The organism is Pseudomonas sp. FP2196 (assembly GCF_030687715.1).
Lineage (GTDB): Bacteria > Pseudomonadota > Gammaproteobacteria > Pseudomonadales > Pseudomonadaceae > Aquipseudomonas.
Genome location: NZ_CP117445.1, coordinates 3,883,738 through 3,900,344, shown reverse-complemented (window position 1 = coordinate 3,900,344; position 16,607 = coordinate 3,883,738). Strand labels below are relative to the sequence as shown.

The 16,607-nt window shown below is 59.3% G+C and carries 11 protein-coding genes; 5 read left to right on the top strand and 6 right to left on the bottom strand.

The genetic code is table 11. The annotated features are described in order from the left end of the window. Positions 1–6 precede the first annotated feature (6 nt). A complete protein-coding gene (locus PSH79_RS17395; RefSeq protein WP_007917237.1) occupies positions 7–1,170 on the bottom strand; it encodes an isovaleryl-CoA dehydrogenase in 1,164 nt (387 codons plus the stop codon). A 178-nt stretch (positions 1,171–1,348) separates the two neighbouring features. On the opposite strand from PSH79_RS17395, the gene PSH79_RS17390 reads away from it, so the two are divergent. Beyond that, a complete protein-coding gene (locus PSH79_RS17390; protein WP_305438648.1) occupies positions 1,349–3,046 on the top strand; it encodes an AMP-binding protein in 1,698 nt (565 codons plus the stop codon). Positions 3,047–3,714: 668 nt separating this feature from the next. Here the strand turns inward: PSH79_RS17390 and PSH79_RS17385 are convergent. The 3 genes from PSH79_RS17385 to PSH79_RS17375 all read right to left on the bottom strand — a co-directional run bounded on the left by PSH79_RS17385 (position 3,715) and on the right by PSH79_RS17375 (position 6,251). Beyond that, a complete protein-coding gene (locus tag PSH79_RS17385; protein ID WP_305438647.1) occupies positions 3,715–4,614 on the bottom strand; it encodes a hydroxymethylglutaryl-CoA lyase in 900 nt (299 codons plus the stop codon). 150 nt (positions 4,615–4,764) lie between these two features. Beyond that, the gene (locus PSH79_RS17380) at positions 4,765–5,163 is read right to left on the bottom strand and encodes a MerR family DNA-binding transcriptional regulator (RefSeq protein WP_042559912.1); all 399 of its coding nucleotides are present in this window, start codon (positions 5,161–5,163) and stop codon (positions 4,765–4,767) included. Positions 5,164–5,315: 152 nt separating this feature from the next. Continuing rightward, positions 5,316–6,251, bottom strand: a complete 936-nt coding sequence (locus PSH79_RS17375; RefSeq protein ID WP_305438644.1) for a LysR family transcriptional regulator — start codon at positions 6,249–6,251, stop codon at positions 5,316–5,318. A 171-nt stretch (positions 6,252–6,422) separates the two neighbouring features. Here PSH79_RS17375 and PSH79_RS17370 point away from each other — a divergent pair, with 171 nt between their 5' ends. Beyond that, on the top strand, positions 6,423–7,652 hold the full coding sequence (locus tag PSH79_RS17370) for an acyl-CoA dehydrogenase (protein WP_305438643.1): 1,230 nt from the start codon (positions 6,423–6,425) through the stop codon (positions 7,650–7,652). Between the two features lie 116 nt (positions 7,653–7,768). Here PSH79_RS17370 and PSH79_RS17365 read toward each other — a convergent pair whose 3' ends face one another. Further along, on the bottom strand, positions 7,769–9,103 hold the full coding sequence (locus PSH79_RS17365; protein WP_305438641.1) for a phosphate ABC transporter substrate-binding/OmpA family protein: 1,335 nt from the start codon (positions 9,101–9,103) through the stop codon (positions 7,769–7,771). Positions 9,104–9,257: 154 nt separating this feature from the next. Continuing rightward, positions 9,258–10,070 (bottom strand): exodeoxyribonuclease III, encoded by an 813-nt coding sequence (gene xthA / locus PSH79_RS17360; RefSeq protein ID WP_305438639.1) that lies wholly within the window; start codon positions 10,068–10,070, stop codon positions 9,258–9,260. A gap of 328 nt (positions 10,071–10,398) precedes the next feature. On the opposite strand from xthA, the gene PSH79_RS17355 reads away from it, so the two are divergent. The 3 genes from PSH79_RS17355 to PSH79_RS17345 all read left to right on the top strand — a co-directional run bounded on the left by PSH79_RS17355 (position 10,399) and on the right by PSH79_RS17345 (position 16,513). Continuing rightward, a complete protein-coding gene (locus PSH79_RS17355; protein WP_187681035.1) occupies positions 10,399–11,049 on the top strand; it encodes an N-acetyltransferase in 651 nt (216 codons plus the stop codon). A gap of 65 nt (positions 11,050–11,114) precedes the next feature. Beyond that, complete coding sequence (locus PSH79_RS17350) at positions 11,115–12,842, top strand: autotransporter assembly complex family protein (protein WP_305438636.1); 1,728 nt, start codon at positions 11,115–11,117, stop codon at positions 12,840–12,842. Beyond that, a complete protein-coding gene (locus PSH79_RS17345) occupies positions 12,839–16,513 on the top strand; it encodes a translocation/assembly module TamB domain-containing protein (protein ID WP_305438635.1) in 3,675 nt (1,224 codons plus the stop codon). The genes PSH79_RS17350 and PSH79_RS17345 overlap by 4 nt, the downstream gene beginning before the upstream one ends. The last annotated feature ends 94 nt before the right edge of the window (positions 16,514–16,607 follow it).

Here is a 16,607-nt window from a genome sequence, read left to right as displayed (position 1 = left end):
CTCCGTTTAGCGGGTTTCGTTGAACAGTTCGCGACCGATCAGCATGCGACGGATCTCACTGGTGCCGGCGCCGATTTCGTACAGCTTGGCGTCACGCAGCAAGCGGCCCGCAGGGAATTCGTTGATGTAACCGTTACCGCCGAGAATCTGGATTGCGTCGAGGGCCATTTGCGTGGCGCGTTCGGCGGTGTAGAGGATCACGCCGGCGGCGTCCTTGCGGGTGGTCTCGCCACGTTCGCAGGCCTGGGCCACGGCGTAGAGATAGGCGCGGCTGGCGTTGAGTTGGGTGTACATGTCGGCGACCTTGCCCTGGATCAGCTGGAATTCGCCGATGCTCTGGCCAAACTGCTTGCGGTCGTGGATGTACGGCACGATCAGGTCCATGCACGATTGCATGATTCCGGTCGGGCCGCCGGACAGCACGACGCGCTCGTAGTCGAGGCCGCTCATCAGCACTTTCACGCCGCCGTTGAGCACGCCGAGGATGTTCTCTTCCGGCACTTCGACGTCATCGAAGAACAGCTCGCAGGTGTTGGAGCCGCGCATGCCGAGCTTGTCGAACTTATTGCTGCGGCTGAAGCCTTTCCAGTCGCGCTCGACGATGAACGCGGTGATGCCGTGGGGGCCTTTTTCCAGATCGGTTTTGGCGTAGATCACGTAGGTGTTGGCGTCCGGACCGTTGGTGATCCAGGTCTTGCTGCCGTTGAGGACGAAGCGGTCGCCGCGTTTGTCGGCGCGCAGTTTCATCGAGACCACGTCGGAACCGGCATTAGGCTCGCTCATGGCCAGCGCCCCGACGTGCTCGCCGCTAATCAGCTTCGGCAGATATTTGGATTTCTGTTCGTGATTGCCGTTGCGGTTGATCTGGTTGACGCAGAGGTTGGAGTGAGCGCCGTAGGACAGTGCCACGGACGCCGAGCCACGGCTGATTTCTTCCATCGCCACCACGTGCGCCAGATAACCCAAACCAGCGCCGCCGTACTCTTCCGGCACGGTGATGCCGAGCAGGCCCATGTCACCGAACTTGCGCCACATGTCGGCGGGGAACAGGTTGTCGCTGTCGATCTGCGCCGCGCGCGGTGCGATCTCTTTAGCGACAAAGGACTGAACCTGATCGCGCAGCATGTCGATGGTTTCACCGAGGGCGAAGTTCAGGGATGGGTAGCTCATGGGTCACCTTTTGGCTTTTTTGTAGGGTGGGGAGGGCGGTCGTGCAGCTCTCACCTTTACGTTAACGTAAGCCTGTGAGGAATGGCTGTCAATCACCCTTTACGTTAACGTCAACTTGAGCGAGAGTAGGGGCAGTTCAAGATTGCTAAACCCACTAATAAAGACAATAGGGGTCGTCATGGATCAACCCAGTGCAAACCCGCAGCGCAGCTATACCCGTGGTTCCCAGGACAAAACTTTGCTGGCGATGACCATCGGGCAGAAGTTCGACCAGACCGTCGCGCAATACCCGGATGGCGAGGCGCTGGTGGTGCGGCATCAGCAGTTGCGCTACTCGTGGCGCCAACTGGCCGACGCGGTGGATCTGCATGCCAGAGCCCTGCTCGCATTGGGTTTACAGGCCGGTGACCGGCTCGGTATCTGGGCACCGAATTGCGCGCAGTGGTGTATCACGCAAGTGGCCACCGCGAAGATCGGCGTGATTCTGGTCAACATCAACCCGGCCTACCGCAGCTCTGAACTGGAGTACGTGCTCAAGCAATCCGGTTGCCAATGGCTGGTTTGCGCCAGCGCGTTCAAGTCCTCCAACTATCACGGCATGTTGCAAGGGCTGGTACCGGAACTGGCCGAGCAGTCCATCGGCCAGATGCGTAGCGAACTCCTGCCGGACCTGCGCGGGGTGATCAGTCTCGACACCCAGCCGCCGCCAGGTTTCCTGCCGTGGTCGCGACTGGCCGATCTAGCCGTCAGCATCTCCCCGCAACAATTGTGCGAACGCAGCGACAGCCTGCACTTCGATCAACCCGTCAACATTCAATACACCTCCGGCACCACCGGTTTCCCCAAGGGCGCGACCCTCAGTCACTACAACATCCTCAACAACGGTTACATGGTCGGCGAAAGCATCGGCCTGACCCCGCTTGATCGACTGGTGATCCCGGTGCCGCTGTATCACTGCTTCGGCATGGTCATGGGCAACCTCGGGTGCATCACCCACGGCAGCACGATGATTTATCCCAACGATGCCTTCGATCCGTTGCTGACCCTGCAAATTGTCGCCGAGGAAAAAGCCACCGGACTGTACGGCGTACCGACCATGTTCATTGCCATGCTCGATCAGCCGCAGCGTGCCGAATTCGACTTGTCGAGCCTGCGCACCGGGATCATGGCCGGCGCTACCTGCCCGATCGAAGTCATGCGCCGGGTTATCAGCGAGATGCACATGAGCGAAGTGCAGATCGCCTATGGCATGACCGAAACCAGTCCGGTTTCGCTCCAGACCGGCCCGACCGATGAACTGGAGTTGCGCGTGACCACGGTCGGCCGCACCCAGCCGCAACTGGAAAGCAAGATCATCGACGAGGCTGGCAACCTGGTTCCACGCGGCACCATCGGCGAGCTCTGCACCCGCGGTTACAGCGTGATGCTCGGCTACTGGAACAACCCGCAGGCCACCGCCGAGGCCATCGACGAGGCCGGATGGATGCACACCGGCGACTTGGCGAGCATGAATGACGAGGGTTACGTGAACATCGCCGGGCGTAACAAGGACATGATCATTCGCGGTGGCGAGAACATTTATCCGCGTGAGCTGGAAGAGTTTTTCTTCACCCATCCGGCGGTGGCGGACGTGCAGGTAATCGGCATTCCGTGTTCGCGTTACGGTGAGGAGATTGTTGCCTGGATCAAGTTTCACCCCGGTCACAGCGCTTCCGAGTTGGAGCTGCAAACCTGGTGCAAGGAGCGCATCGCACACTTCAAGACGCCGCGACACTTCAAGTTCGTCGAAGAGTTTCCGATGACGGTGACGGGCAAGATCCAGAAATTCAGGATGCGTGAGATCAGTATCGAGGAACTACGCGAAAAGCTCGCCTGACACAAAACCCCTGTAGGAGTGAGCCTGCTCGCGATAGCGGTGTACCAGTCAATATTTTCATCGACTGACACGACGCTATCGCGAGCAGGCTCACTGCTACAAGGGATATGCGGTGAAAACAGGAATCACAGAAAGCACAAAGGGGAGCCGAAGCTCCCCTTTAATTTTGTCGTCGCGTGCTCTTTTTTATTATTGAGGGGCGGTCTGTTGTTGTTTTTGGCAACCGTGGCCCTTTACCGCTGTTTTTGGCGACCCCCATCCGGGGTCAAGAGCAAACGTATTTTTTTGAGCGCTGATCTGCTTTCTCGTTAAACGATCCAACCGATTCGGGAGCTACCTGAAGGTAGTTTTATTGTTCTCTGCCCGGTTGCGGGTCACTCCTGAGAGCACCCTGAAAAGCACACCTTCTCCAAAAAAATCTGTTAGCTGCGTCTCTGCCGTGTTGTTTTTGTTATGTCAGAGTCGGTACGTCTTATTTTTATTGGTTTGCTGCTTTTTATTCTTGTTATGCCATAGAGATAGCAGAACGCGTGCCAACTTTTAAAAATCCTTATAAATCAATAGCTTGATCTTTTTGCGGGATTTTTAGCTTAGCCAGAACCAGACAATTTGTTTCCGTGTTACTCGCTTGCGACCACACTCCGGACGCCGCGGTAACACCATCTCCCTCACTGCGCGCCACGGGCCTTGGCCACGCGCGAACCGCTCGGGCGGCCGAGCACATGGCTGATTTGCTGACCCGCAGCAATCAAGGCGTCCAGGTCGATACCGGTCTCGATACCGAGGCCATTGAGCAGGTACACCACGTCTTCAGTAGCGACGTTACCGCTCGCGCCTTTGGCGTATGGGCAGCCGCCGAGTCCGGCGATAGAGCTGTCGAACACCGCAATCCCCTCGAGCAGACTGGCGTAGACGTTGGCCATGGCCTGGCCGTAAGTGTCGTGGAAATGTCCGGCGAGTTTCTCCCGCGGTACTTGTGCCGACACCACTTCGAACAAGCGACGGGTCGCGCCTGCGGTGCCCGTGCCGATGGTGTCGCCCAGCGAGACTTCATAGCAGCCCATCGCGTACAACTCACGCGCGACCATCGCCACTTGCTCCGGCGCGACCGTGCCTTCATATGGGCAGCCGAGCACGCAGGAAACGTAACCGCGTACGGTAACGCCGTGCTGTTTCGCCGCTTCCATGATCGGCGCAAACCGCGCCAGGCTCTCGCTGATCGAACAATTAATGTTGCGCTGCGAGAACGCCTCGGAGGCAGCGGCGAACACCGCGACTTCCTTGACCCCGGCGGCAATGGCGTCTTCAAACCCACGCAGATTCGGTGCCAATGCGCCGTAGGTCACGCCGGGTTTGCGCTGGATCTGCGCGAACACCTCGGCGGAACCGGCCATCTGCGGCACCCACTTCGGCGAGACGAAACTGCCGACTTCTATATAGCCAAGACCGGCGGCGCTCAAGGCGTCGACCAGTTGCACCTTGTCGGCGACGCTGATGGGTTGCGCTTCGTTTTGCAGGCCATCGCGCGGGCCGACTTCGATCAGGCGTACTTGGGAGGGGAGGGACATGGGCTGACCTGCTGATTTTCTTGAATACATGGAGAACCCTTGTAGGCGTGAGCCTGCTCGCGACAGAGCTGGATCAGTCAACATTTCTGTTGAATGTGAAATGGCAATCGCGAGCAGGCTCACTCCTACAGGGGGATTTGTGTGGATTGGTTAAATGGCCTGCTGGCTCTTGAGCGTCTGCTCCAACGCCTGCACGCAGCGCTCTTCGGCGGTGTCGAGTTCCAGCTTCATCTGTTCGATGTCGAGCAACTGCTGCTCAAGCTGTTCGCGCCGCTCGCTGATTTTCGCCAGCATGCTGTTGAGCTGTTTGGTGTTACCGCTGGACGGGTCGTAGAGTTCGATCAGTTCGCGGCATTCGGCCAGCGAGAAACCGATGCGCTTGCCGCGCAGGATCAGCTTCAGGCTGACCTTGTCGCGGGGCGAATAGATGCGTTCCTGGCCGCGACGCTCAGGGCTGAGCAGGCCTTGCTCTTCATAAAAGCGAATTGCCCGGGTGGTGATGTCCAGCTCGCGGGCAAGGTCGGAAATGCTATAGGTCTGGCTGCTCATGAAAGCGCTCGAAAAAAGGTCTTGGCGCTAAGCTAATGGCGAGTTGACGTTTACGTCAAGCATGAAAAAGACCGCAGCCTTCGGCGGCTATTAAAGGATGAGCGCATTCCAAATGCAGGCGCTGCCGAAGGCTGCGATCTTTTGATCTGCGTTCAGACTGCCTGCTTATCCAGCTTCTTCTCATGCGCCGTCACCTGTTGGCACAACTCGATCATCTGCTCGCGCATCCAGCGATTCGCCGGGTCCTGGTCGGTGCTTTCATGCCAATACAAATGAGTCTCCACCGGCGGCACATCATTGACCGGCAGATTAAACGCATGCAGTTCATGCCGCCGGGCAAACCGCTCCGGCACGGTCATGACCATGTCGGTCTGCTGCATCACCTGGGACGCCATCAGGTAATGCTGCGAGCGCAGGGCGATCTTGCGTTGAATGCCCATTTTGCCCAGCGCCAGATCGACATAACCCAGACCACTGCGGCGGCTGGAAATGTGGATATGGGTCAGCGACAGATAGTCATCGAGGGAAAGCTTTTCCTTGCCTGCCATCGGATGGCCCTTGCGCATGGCACACACGTAACGGTCTTCCATCAACTTGACGTGGCGCACCTGCGGGTCGGTGTTGAGCGGCGCGTCCACGGCAAAATCCAGACGCCCGGCCGCCAGTTCCTTGGTGGTCTCCCGGCGTTTGGACAGGAAGCTTTCGATGATCACTGTTGGCGCCAGACGGCGCAGGCGTTGGAACAGCGGCGGCAAAATCACTGCTTCGGTCAGGTCGGTCATGCTGATGCGGTAGGTCTTGACCGCTTGCGCCGGGTTGAAGATACGGCTTTCCTGAACCGACACCCGCAACAGCGACAGTGCGTTGCGTACCGGGCCGATGATGTTCTGCGCCATCGGCGTCGGCACCATGCCCTGAGCGGTACGGACAAAGAGCGGGTCGTTGAAGGTTTCGCGCAACCGCGCCAATGCGTTGGACACCGCCGGCTGAGTGATACCGACAATCTGCCCGGCGCGCGTCAGGTTGGCTTCGGTGTAGATCGCGTCAAAGACGATGAAAAGGTTGAGGTCGACCTTGCTCAGATTCATAACGCGGCTTCTCTTGTTTTTAAGGGCTGACGATCACTGGATCATATATCGGTGATGAATGTTTATACACGCCGAGAATAGGCTAGGTAAATTATCAGCGCTGTTCTAGCATCGATTGCATGACTTAAACAACCTGTGCTCAAGAACTGCCTTAACCATCGGGAGCTGCTCATGGATTTCGCTTATTCGCCCAAGGTGCAAGAACTGCGTGAGCGCGTGACCGCGTTCATGGACACTTACGTTTACCCGGCCGAAGCCGTATTCGAACGCCAGGTTGCCGAGGGCGACCGCTGGCAGCCGACAGCGATCATGGAAGAGCTCAAAGCCAAGGCCAAGGCCGAAGGTCTGTGGAACCTGTTTCTGCCTGAATCGGAACTCGGCGCCGGCCTGACCAACCTCGAATATGCACCGCTGGCAGAAATCATGGGCCGCTCCTTGCTGGGACCAGAGCCGTTCAACTGCTCGGCACCGGACACCGGCAACATGGAAGTCTTGGTGCGTTACGCCAACGAAGAACAGAAACAACGCTGGCTCGAACCGCTGCTGCGCGGCGAGATCCGTTCGGCATTCGCCATGACCGAACCGGATGTGGCTTCTTCCGACGCTACCAACATGGCCGCCCGCGCGGTGCGCGATGGTAACGAGTGGGTGATCAACGGCAAGAAGTGGTGGACCTCAGGCGCCTGCGATCCGCGCTGCAAGATCCTGATCTTCATGGGCCTGAGCGACCCCGATGCACCGCGTCACGCCCAGCACTCGATGATCCTCGTGCCGGTCGATACCCCCGGCGTGAAAATCGTCCGTCCGCTGCCGGTATTCGGTTACGACGATGCGCCGCACGGTCACGCCGAAGTGCTGTTCGACAACGTGCGGGTGCCGTACGAAAACGTTCTGCTCGGTGAAGGACGCGGCTTCGAAATCGCTCAGGGTCGCCTTGGCCCGGGCCGGATTCACCACTGCATGCGTTCGATCGGCATGGCCGAGCGTGCGCTGGAGTTGATGTGCAAACGCTCGGTGAGCCGCACTGCATTTGGCAAACCGCTGGCACGTTTGGGTGGCAACATCGACAAGATCGCCGACTCGCGGATGGAAATCGACATGGCGCGTCTGCTGACGCTGAAAGCGGCGTACATGATGGACACCGTCGGCAACAAAGTGGCCAAGAGTGAGATTGCGCAGATCAAAGTCGTCGCACCCAACGTTGCGCTGCGCGTGATCGACCGGGCGATCCAGATCCATGGCGGGGCAGGGGTTTCCAACGATTTCCCGCTGGCCTACATGTATGCCATGCAACGTACCCTGCGCCTGGCCGACGGCCCGGACGAAGTGCACCGCGCGGCAATCGGCAAGTTCGAGATCGGCAAATATGTGCCGAAGGAAATGCTGCGTAGCGAGCGCTGATCCAGCACCGCGTTATTGTTCATCGCAAGCAGGCTCACTCCTACAATTGATCGGGTTCACTCAGGACCAATGTAGGAGTGAGCCTGCTCGCGATGGCGCCAGTACCACCCACCAATTCAATACACCCAAACCTCAACCCGCCGATTCTTGATCCGTCCCTCATCGGCACTGTTCGCCGCCACTGGCATTTGCGCGCCGAACCCGCGTACCTCACGCAACACCACACCGTTCTTCACCAATTCCCGCCGTACCGCCATCGCCCGCAGCTTCGATAGCAAGTCCGCGCGCGCCGGGTCGTCCTTTGCATCACCAAACCCAATCAGCGTCACCGTGCGATCCGTCTTGTTTTGACGCTTTATATAGTCGAGCACCCGGGCCAGATCCTGCCGCGCCTTGTTATCCAGGTTCGCGCTGCCTTCCTCGAAACGGAAGTTCACTGTCAGACGCTGGGCGTGACGGCTGAGTGATTGGTAACCCTCGGGCATCAGTGCATTCGGTGCGACCGTCATGGCCTGAACGGTCTGGCTGATGAACCCGTTGGCCGCCACAATCGCCTGGCCCTGACGACTTTGCGCGAACGCCGCCAATGCTTTCGCCCAGGGATTCTTGCTATTGGGCGGCGTATAGAAGAACAACCGGCGGGACAAGGGATAGTCCTCGGTGGCGATCAGGCTGCTCAGCGGCAACATCGATTGCGAAGCCCCATCGGCAATCGCCACCGTTTTCGCTTGGCGCACATAAGGCAAACCGATAAAACCGATGCCTTGCGGATCGGTGCTGACGGCGTCGGACAATTGCTCGCTGGATTCAAACCTTTTCGCAACGCTACTCAGATTTTTCCCACGACGACTCAGGACCAATTCCTTAAACGTGTCGTAGGTGCCGGACTGATCATCGCGTGCATACAAATGAATCGCCCCGCCACGGCCGCCGAGGTCTTCCCAGGTTTTCACCTCGCCACTGAAGATCCGTGCCAGTTGTTCGGTGTCCAGCTGCTGCAGCGGATTGTCGGGGTGAAGGATGATCGCCAGCCCATCGATGGCGATGACTTGCTCGGCAGCGGGGCCTTTCAGGTCACCGAGCGATTGCAGGCTGAGCAGTTCGCCGTCCTTGATCGGACGGGAGGAGGCGGCAAGGTCGGCGCTGGCGTTTTTTAACGCGGTGAACCCGGTGCTGGAGCCGTGGGCGGCGATTTCCACGGCGACGCGTTTGCCTTGGGTAGTCAGGCCGACGATCCGCAGTTCGTTGGCGCTGTCCGGCGTTTCGCGGTGGATCTTGAGCAACCCTTGTTCTTGCAACAGACCTTCGATCAGCGCCGGGCCAAGTTCGGCACCGATGGTGTTCGAACCCTGAATGCGCAGGGCCGGGCCGTTTTCAGGGATGGGCAGGGCAGCGGCAGAGACCGTCAGCCATCCACTCAATAGAAAAACGCACAGAACACGCAGGGTCATGCCGGCACCGATTGAAGCCAAGGGGATTGCCGGGGAGATTAAGTCAGGCGCATGACCAAAAGATTACAGATCAAGAGATCGCAGCCTGCGGCAGCTCCTACAGGGGAACGCGTTTCAAATGCAGGAGCTGCCGAAGGCTGCGATCTTTTGCTTTTTAGCTCAATTCAAGCCAGATCGGCGCATGGTCCGACGGTTTTTCCATGCCGCGCAGTTCATAGTCGACGCCCGCATCTTTCACCCGCGGCAGCAAACCGTGGGAGGCCAGAATCACGTCAATTCGCAGCCCACGCTTTGGCTCGTCTTCAAAGCCACGGCTGCGATAGTCGAACCAGCTGAACATGTCGGTCACGTCGGGGTTGAGGTGGCGGTAGCTGTCGGTCAGGCCCCAGTTTTTCAGGCGGGCCATCCACTCGCGCTCTTCCGGCAGGAAGCTGCATTTGCCGGTTTTCAGCCAGCGCTTCATGTTGTCCGGGCCGATGCCGATGTCGCAGTCTTCCGGGGAAATGTTCACATCGCCCATCACCACCAGCGGCTGTTCATTGTGGAACTGGCTTTCCAGCAAGGCTTGCAGATCGCTGTAAAAGCGCTGTTTGGCGGGGAATTTGGTTGGATGGTCGCGGCTTTCGCCCTGTGGGAAATAGCCGTTCATGATCGTCACCGGCACGCCGTTGGCGTCGGCGAAAGTGCCCCAGATGAAGCGGCGCTGAGCGTCTTCTTCATCAGTGGCGAAACCTTTGTGAATCGCGATCGGTTCCTGACGAGAGAGCAGGGCGACGCCGTAGTGACCTTTCTGGCCGTGGAAATACACGTGATAGCCCAGCGCACGTACTTCTTCCAGCGGGAACTGGTCGTCGTGGACCTTGGTTTCCTGCAGGCCGATGACGTCCGGCTGGTGTTTTTCGATCAGCGCTGCCAGCTGATGCGGACGGGCGCGCAGTCCGTTGATGTTGAAGGAAACAATCTTCATGGTCGGCAGTCCTGGCAAAAGGGCGATGCTAGCTGACATGTGGGATGGGGGCCAGTGTGGGGTAAGCAGATTCACTCAGCTCTGTCAGATTTATGCTGCATGTACTGGCGCTATCGCTGGCAAGTCAGCTACCACAGGGATCTCCAGCGAACACAAATTTTGTGAACACCCGAGAAACCTGTGGGAGCCGGCTTGCCAGCGATGGCGTTCGTTCAGTCGATGAAGATCCCGCTTTGGTCTATACCTGTGGGGAACTGTGCCAACGGCAAAAGGTTCGTACCAACAAGAGCGCAGTCATTTGAGCCGCGCCCCGGGGAGAATCATCGTCATGCCTGAAACCCAGACTGCCATCGCCGACATTCATATGCTCGACCGCGGCTACTCGCGCGAAGCACGATCCCTGCTGTATCAGGCCTACCGCCACGAGCCGACTTTCGGCTACCTGTTCGAAGCCGAGCGTCCCGGCTACGAGCAGCGGGTGCGGGCGACGGTGCGCGAATTGGTCAAGCAACATTTCCTGCAGGATCTGCCGGCCATCGGCCTGCTGGTCAACGACCGCCTGATCGGCATCGCGCTGATTGCGCCGCCTCAGCGCCGTTTGGGCATCACCGAGAGTTGGGCATGGCGCCTGCGCATGGTGCTCAGCACCGGTTTTCGCTGCACCCGTCGGTACCTGGAATATCACGATGCCGTGGCCGCCTGCGTGCCCAGCGATTCGGTGCACATGTTGCCGTTGCTGGGTGTTCATCCGCAGTTCCAGGGTAAGCACTTCGGCGAGCAACTGCTGACGGCCGTACACAACTGGTGTGCGGTGGATGAAACTTCGCAAGGCGTGGTGCTCGACACCGGCAATCCGCGCTACCTGGAATTCTATAAACGTCAGGGTTATCAGGAGATTGGCGAAGTTGCCGTCGGCCCCGTGCGCGAACACGTATTTTTTCACGCCAATCCGCAGGTGTTACAAACTGCAACAGCATAACAATCGAACTTCTTGGGAAATTTCCGCTTCTATTACGCTCCCAAGCCCGTGATAGCATTCGCGCCATGAAGTTTCCAGGAAGATTTACCAGTGGCGTGCTCATGCTGTTATCCAGCTGCACGGCGTTGGCGCAAAGTGAATTGGATGTGCGGATCAAACCGTCCAACGATGAACTCAAGGCCAATATAGAAGGCTATATCGGCAGCCTCGGTGACCGTGACGAAGACGCCTTGCTGCGCTTCAGTCGCGGTGCCGAAGAGCAGGCGCGCAAGGCGGCTCAGGCGTTGGGCTACTACCAGCCGCAGATCGACAGTGACGTCAAGGGCGGCGACACGCCGCGCCTGGTGCTGAACATCGATCCCGGCGAGCCGATTCGCCTGCGTAACGTGACCATCCGTGTCGACGGCCCGGCGGCCTCCCTCAAATCCTTTCGTGTACCGAAAAGCGACGCGCTCAAGTCCGGTGCGGTGCTCAACCATGGGCGTTATGAAGACGCCAAAAGACTTATTCAGAATCAGGCCTCGCGCTTCGGTTATTTCAGCGGCCATTTCACCAGCCAAAAACTCTTGGTCGACCCGCGTGCAGGCGTCGCCGATGTCGAATTGATCTACGAAAGCGGCCCGCGTTATGCGCTGGGCAAAGTCAGTTTCGAGGGTGATACGCCGTTCGACGAAGACCTTTTGCAACGCATGGTGCCGTTCAAGGAAGGCGAACCGTACGATTCCGAGCTGATCGCCGAACTCAACCGCGATCTGCAATCGAGCGGTTATTTCGAAGGTGTGCGCGTCGATGCCGCACCGACCGCAGCGCAGAACGACGTGATCCCGGTCGACGTCAAACTCGACACGCGCAAACCACGGACCATGGGCCTGGGCCTCGGTTATTCGACCGACGTCGGCCCGCGCATCAAAGCCAACTGGACGCGCCATTGGGTCAATCCGCAAGGCGACAGCTATGGCTGGGAGGCCGAACTGTCGGCGCCACGGCAGAACGTCGGCCTCTTCTACGACATTCCGCTCGACCCGCCCCTGACCGACAAACTGCGCTGGGCGGGCGGTTACCAATTCGAAAACATCGACGGTTCTGACACCCTGAGCAAGCTGCTGACCTTCGGCCCGGAATGGCACAGTAAATTACCGAGCGGCTGGCAACGGGTGATCTCGTTGAAATGGCAGCGTGAGGAATACGAACTTGGCGATGACTCGGGTTTGAGTACCTTGCTGATGCCCGGCGTCAGCTATTCGTACTTGAAAAGCGACAACCGCATCGACCCGCACAACGGCTATCGCCTGACCTTTGAAAGCAAAGTGGCGAAGGAAGGTCTCGGCTCGGACAACAACCTTTTATATGGCACGGCGTTGGTCAAAGGGTTGACCACGGTATTCGACAAGCACCGTCTGCTCGGCCGCGTGCAGGTCGGTGGCAGCGCCACCAACGGCTACAAATCGGTACCGCCGTCGCTGCGTTTCTTCGCCGGTGGCGACCAGAGCGTGCGCGGTTACGACTACCAGAGCCTGTCGCCGGAAAACTCCGATGGCGACCGCATCGGTGGTCGCTACATGGTCGCCGGCAGCGTCGAGTATCAGTATTCGATCGCCGAAAAGTGGCGGGTCGCGACTTTCGTCGATCAGGGCAACTCCTTCAACAAACTCGAACTGCCGAACCTCAAGACCGGGGTTGGTATTGGTGTGCGCTGGGTCTCGCCGGTGGGGCCGATCCGCCTCGACCTCGCCCACGCGCTGGACGACGATGGCGGCATCCGGCTGCACTTTTCCATGGGGCCTGAGCTGTGAAGCGTGGTTTGAAAATAACGGCATTGGCCCTGTTGGCGCTGGTGTTGTTGATTGTCTTGAGCATCGCTGCGGTGCTGGGTACGCAGGCTGGCAGCCGTTGGGTGCTGGGGCTGGTGCCGGGGTTGAGCGTGGAGAATTTCCAGGGTCGCTTCGGCGGGCAGTGGAGCGCCGATCACCTGTTGTGGCAGCAAGAAAGCAGCCGCGTCGAGTTGCAGAAACCAATCTTCGCCTGGTCGCCGCTGTGCCTGACGCGCATGACCCTGTGCATCGACCAGCTCAAGGCTGATCAGGTCATTCTGCAATTTCCACCGAGCGAAGAAACTACGCAAAGCGGCCCGATCAAACTGCCGGATCTGCAATTGCCGGTGGCCATCGAACTGGGCGACGTGCAGGTCGGCAGCCTGTTGTTTAACGGCAGCGAACAGCTCAAGGGCTTGCAACTGGCGGCGCACTGGACCGCTCAGGGCATGCAGATCGACAGCGTGAAATTGCAGCGCGACGACCTCAGCCTGAACCTGTCCGGCACACTCACGCCGACCGGCAACTGGCCGCTGAACATCGCCGGTGACCTGACATTGCCATCTCCGGGCACTGGGCCGTGGACACTGGCGTTGAAAGTCGACGGCGATCTGTTGAAAACCCTCAACCTGCACGCCGACAGCCGTGGCTACCTCGACGGCCAGTTGAGCGGCGAACTGCAACCGCTGGCCGAAAACCTGCCGGCCAAGGTGCGCATCACCTCCGAGGCATTCAAACCGAGCGCCGACCTGCCAGACACCCTGCAACTCAATCAACTGGTGTTGACCGGCGAAGGCGACCTGAAAAACGGTTACCAGCTCAACGGCAACGCCACACTGCCCGCCGACAAGGGGCCGGTAGCGCTGCTGCTCCAAGGCAAAGTCGATGCCAGTGGCGCACAGATTGCCGGCCTCGACCTGACGGCCAACGACAAGCAAAGCCTCAAACTCACCGGCAGTGTCGACTGGAGCAAAGGCCTCACGGCGCAAGCCAACATCAACTGGCAGGACTTCCCGTGGCACCGGCTCTATAACGAAATCGACGAACCGCAAGTCGCCTTACGTACCTTTACCGGCGAAGTCTCCTACACCGATGGTCAGTACATCGGTAACTTCGCCGCCGCGCTGGATGGCCCGGCGGGGGCGTTCAGCCTGAGCAGTCCGTTCAGTGGCAGTCTTAAACAGATCGCCTTGCCGCAACTGAAAATGGAAGCCGGGCAGGGCAAGGCCGAAGGGCATGTGAACGTGCAGTTCGCCGACGGCATCGCCTGGGATACGGCGCTGGATCTGTCGGCGCTCAACCCGGCGTACTGGGTCGCGGAGCTGCCAGGCACCTTGGCCGGGCCACTGAAAAGCAAAGGCGAAATGAAGAACGAGCGCCTGAGCCTCACCGCCGACCTCGATCTGAAAGGCAAACTGCGCGGCCAACCGACGATCCTGCAAGCCAAGGCTGACGGCGCGGGCGAGCAGTGGAACCTCAATGCCCTGCAAATCCGCCTCGGCGACAACAGCATCAGCGGCAAGGGCAGCCTGCAACAGAAACTCACCGGGCAGATCGACATCAAACTGGCGCGTCTGGCTCAGCTCTGGCCGCAACTGCGCGGGCAGATCAACGGCCAGGTCAACGTCGCCGGCACGCTGAAAGCGCCGCAAGGCAAACTCGGCCTGCAAGGTTCGCAACTGGCCTTTCAGGACAATCGCCTGCAAAGCCTCAACCTTGACGCCACGCTCGACAGTGCGCAACGGGCGAAGATTGATCTGAAGGGTTCCGGGATTCAGGCCGGCGACACCAATCTGGGTGTGTTAACCGCCAGCGCTCAGGGCGACATCAAGAACCAGAAACTCAACCTCGACCTGCTTGGGCCGAAACTGAAACTGGCGTTGGGCCTGGACGGCAATCTCGACAAGGGCAGCTGGCGCGGACGCCTGGCCAGCGGCGACATTCAGGCCGGTGGCCAGGATTGGAAACTGCAAAACCCGGCGAAACTCGAACGTCTGGCTGACGGCAAAATCAACTTCGGCGCGCATTGCTGGATGTCCGGCAATGCCAGCCTGTGCGGTGAAGATCAGCGCCTGATGCCGGAGCCGAAACTGCGCTACCACCTCAAGCAGTTCCCGATCGAAAGTCTGGCGCAATGGTTGCCCAAGGATTTCGCCTGGAAGGGCAGGCTCAATGCCGATCTGCAACTGGACCTGCCGGCGAGCGGCCCCAATGGTGTGGTCAGTATCGACGCCAGCGGCGGTACCTTGCGCATGAAGGAAAAGGATCAGTGGCTGGACTTCCCGTACCAGACCCTGAAACTCACCAGCAAACTGACGCCCAAACGCATCGACACCGACCTCAACTTTGTCGGCGGCAAACTCGGTGAACTGATGGTGCAGGCGCAGCTCAATCCGTTGCCGAAGAACAAACCGTTGAGCGGCTCGTTCCGTCTTTCCGGGCTGGATCTTTCGGTGGCGCGGCCGTTTGTGCCGATGGTCGAGAAGCTCACCGGACGCCTCAATGGCAGCGGGACGATTTCCGGTGGCCTGCTCGCACCGCTGGTCAACGGCACGGTGAAACTCAGTGACGGCGAAGTGTCGGGTGCCGAGTTGCCGATGGAGTTGCAGGACTTGCAACTGCAAGCGGTAATCGCCGGTGAATCGGTGCGTTTGGACGGCGGCTGGAAAAGCGGCAAGACCGGGCAGGGCAGCCTGAACGGCAACGTCGCCTGGGGTCAGGCGCTGGTGGTTGATCTCGCGTTGAAAGGTACGCAACTACCGGTCACCGTCGAGCCCTACGCCAAGCTCGAAGTGGCGCCGGATCTGAAAATTTCCATGGCCGGCGATGAGCTGAAGATCGCCGGCAAAGTGCAGGTGCCCAACGGTGAAATCACCGTGCGCGAATTGCCGCCCTCGACGGTGAAAGTCTCGGATGACACGATCATCGTCGGTGCGCAGACCGAAGAGGGCAAGGTGCCGCTGGCGATGAAAATGGACATCGACGTCATCGTCGGCCAGAACAAACTGAGCTTCGCCGGTTTCGGTCTGACCGCCAACCTGCAAGGTCAGGTGCACATCGGCGACAACATGGACACCCGCGGCGAGTTGTGGCTCAACGACGGCCGTTACCGCGCCTACGGCCAGCGCCTGACGGTGCGGCGTGCGCGTCTGCTGTTCGCCGGGCCCATCGACCAGCCATATCTGGACATCGAAGCGATTCGCCAGACCGACGACGTAATCGCCGGCATTCGCCTCAGTGGCAGTGCCGAGCAGCCAACTACGCAGATCTTCTCGGAACCGGCGATGAGCCAGGAACAGGCGCTGTCCTATCTGGTGCTGGGGCGTCCGCTGAGTACAAGCGGCGAAGACAACAACATGCTCGCGCAAGCGGCGTTGGGGCTTGGCCTGATGGGCAGTTCCGGGGTGACCAGCAGCTTGGCCAAAGACCTGGGGATTCAGGACTTCCAACTCGACACCCAGGGCAGCGGCAACACCACCAGCGTGGTGGCCAGCGGCAATATTTCCGAGAAGCTCAGTTTGCGCTACGGCGTTGGCGTGTTTGAACCAGCGAGCACCATTGCCCTGCGTTACAAGCTGAGCAAGAAGGTTTATCTCGAAGCGGCCAGTGGCGTCGCGAGCTCGCTGGATATCTTCTACAAGCGCGATTTCTAGATCGCGCTCCTTCCTTAAACCGAGTCGTTTCCATCGCTGGCACGCCAGCGATGGCGTCTGTCTGCCGAACATAAAAAACCACTCCACTGGTCAA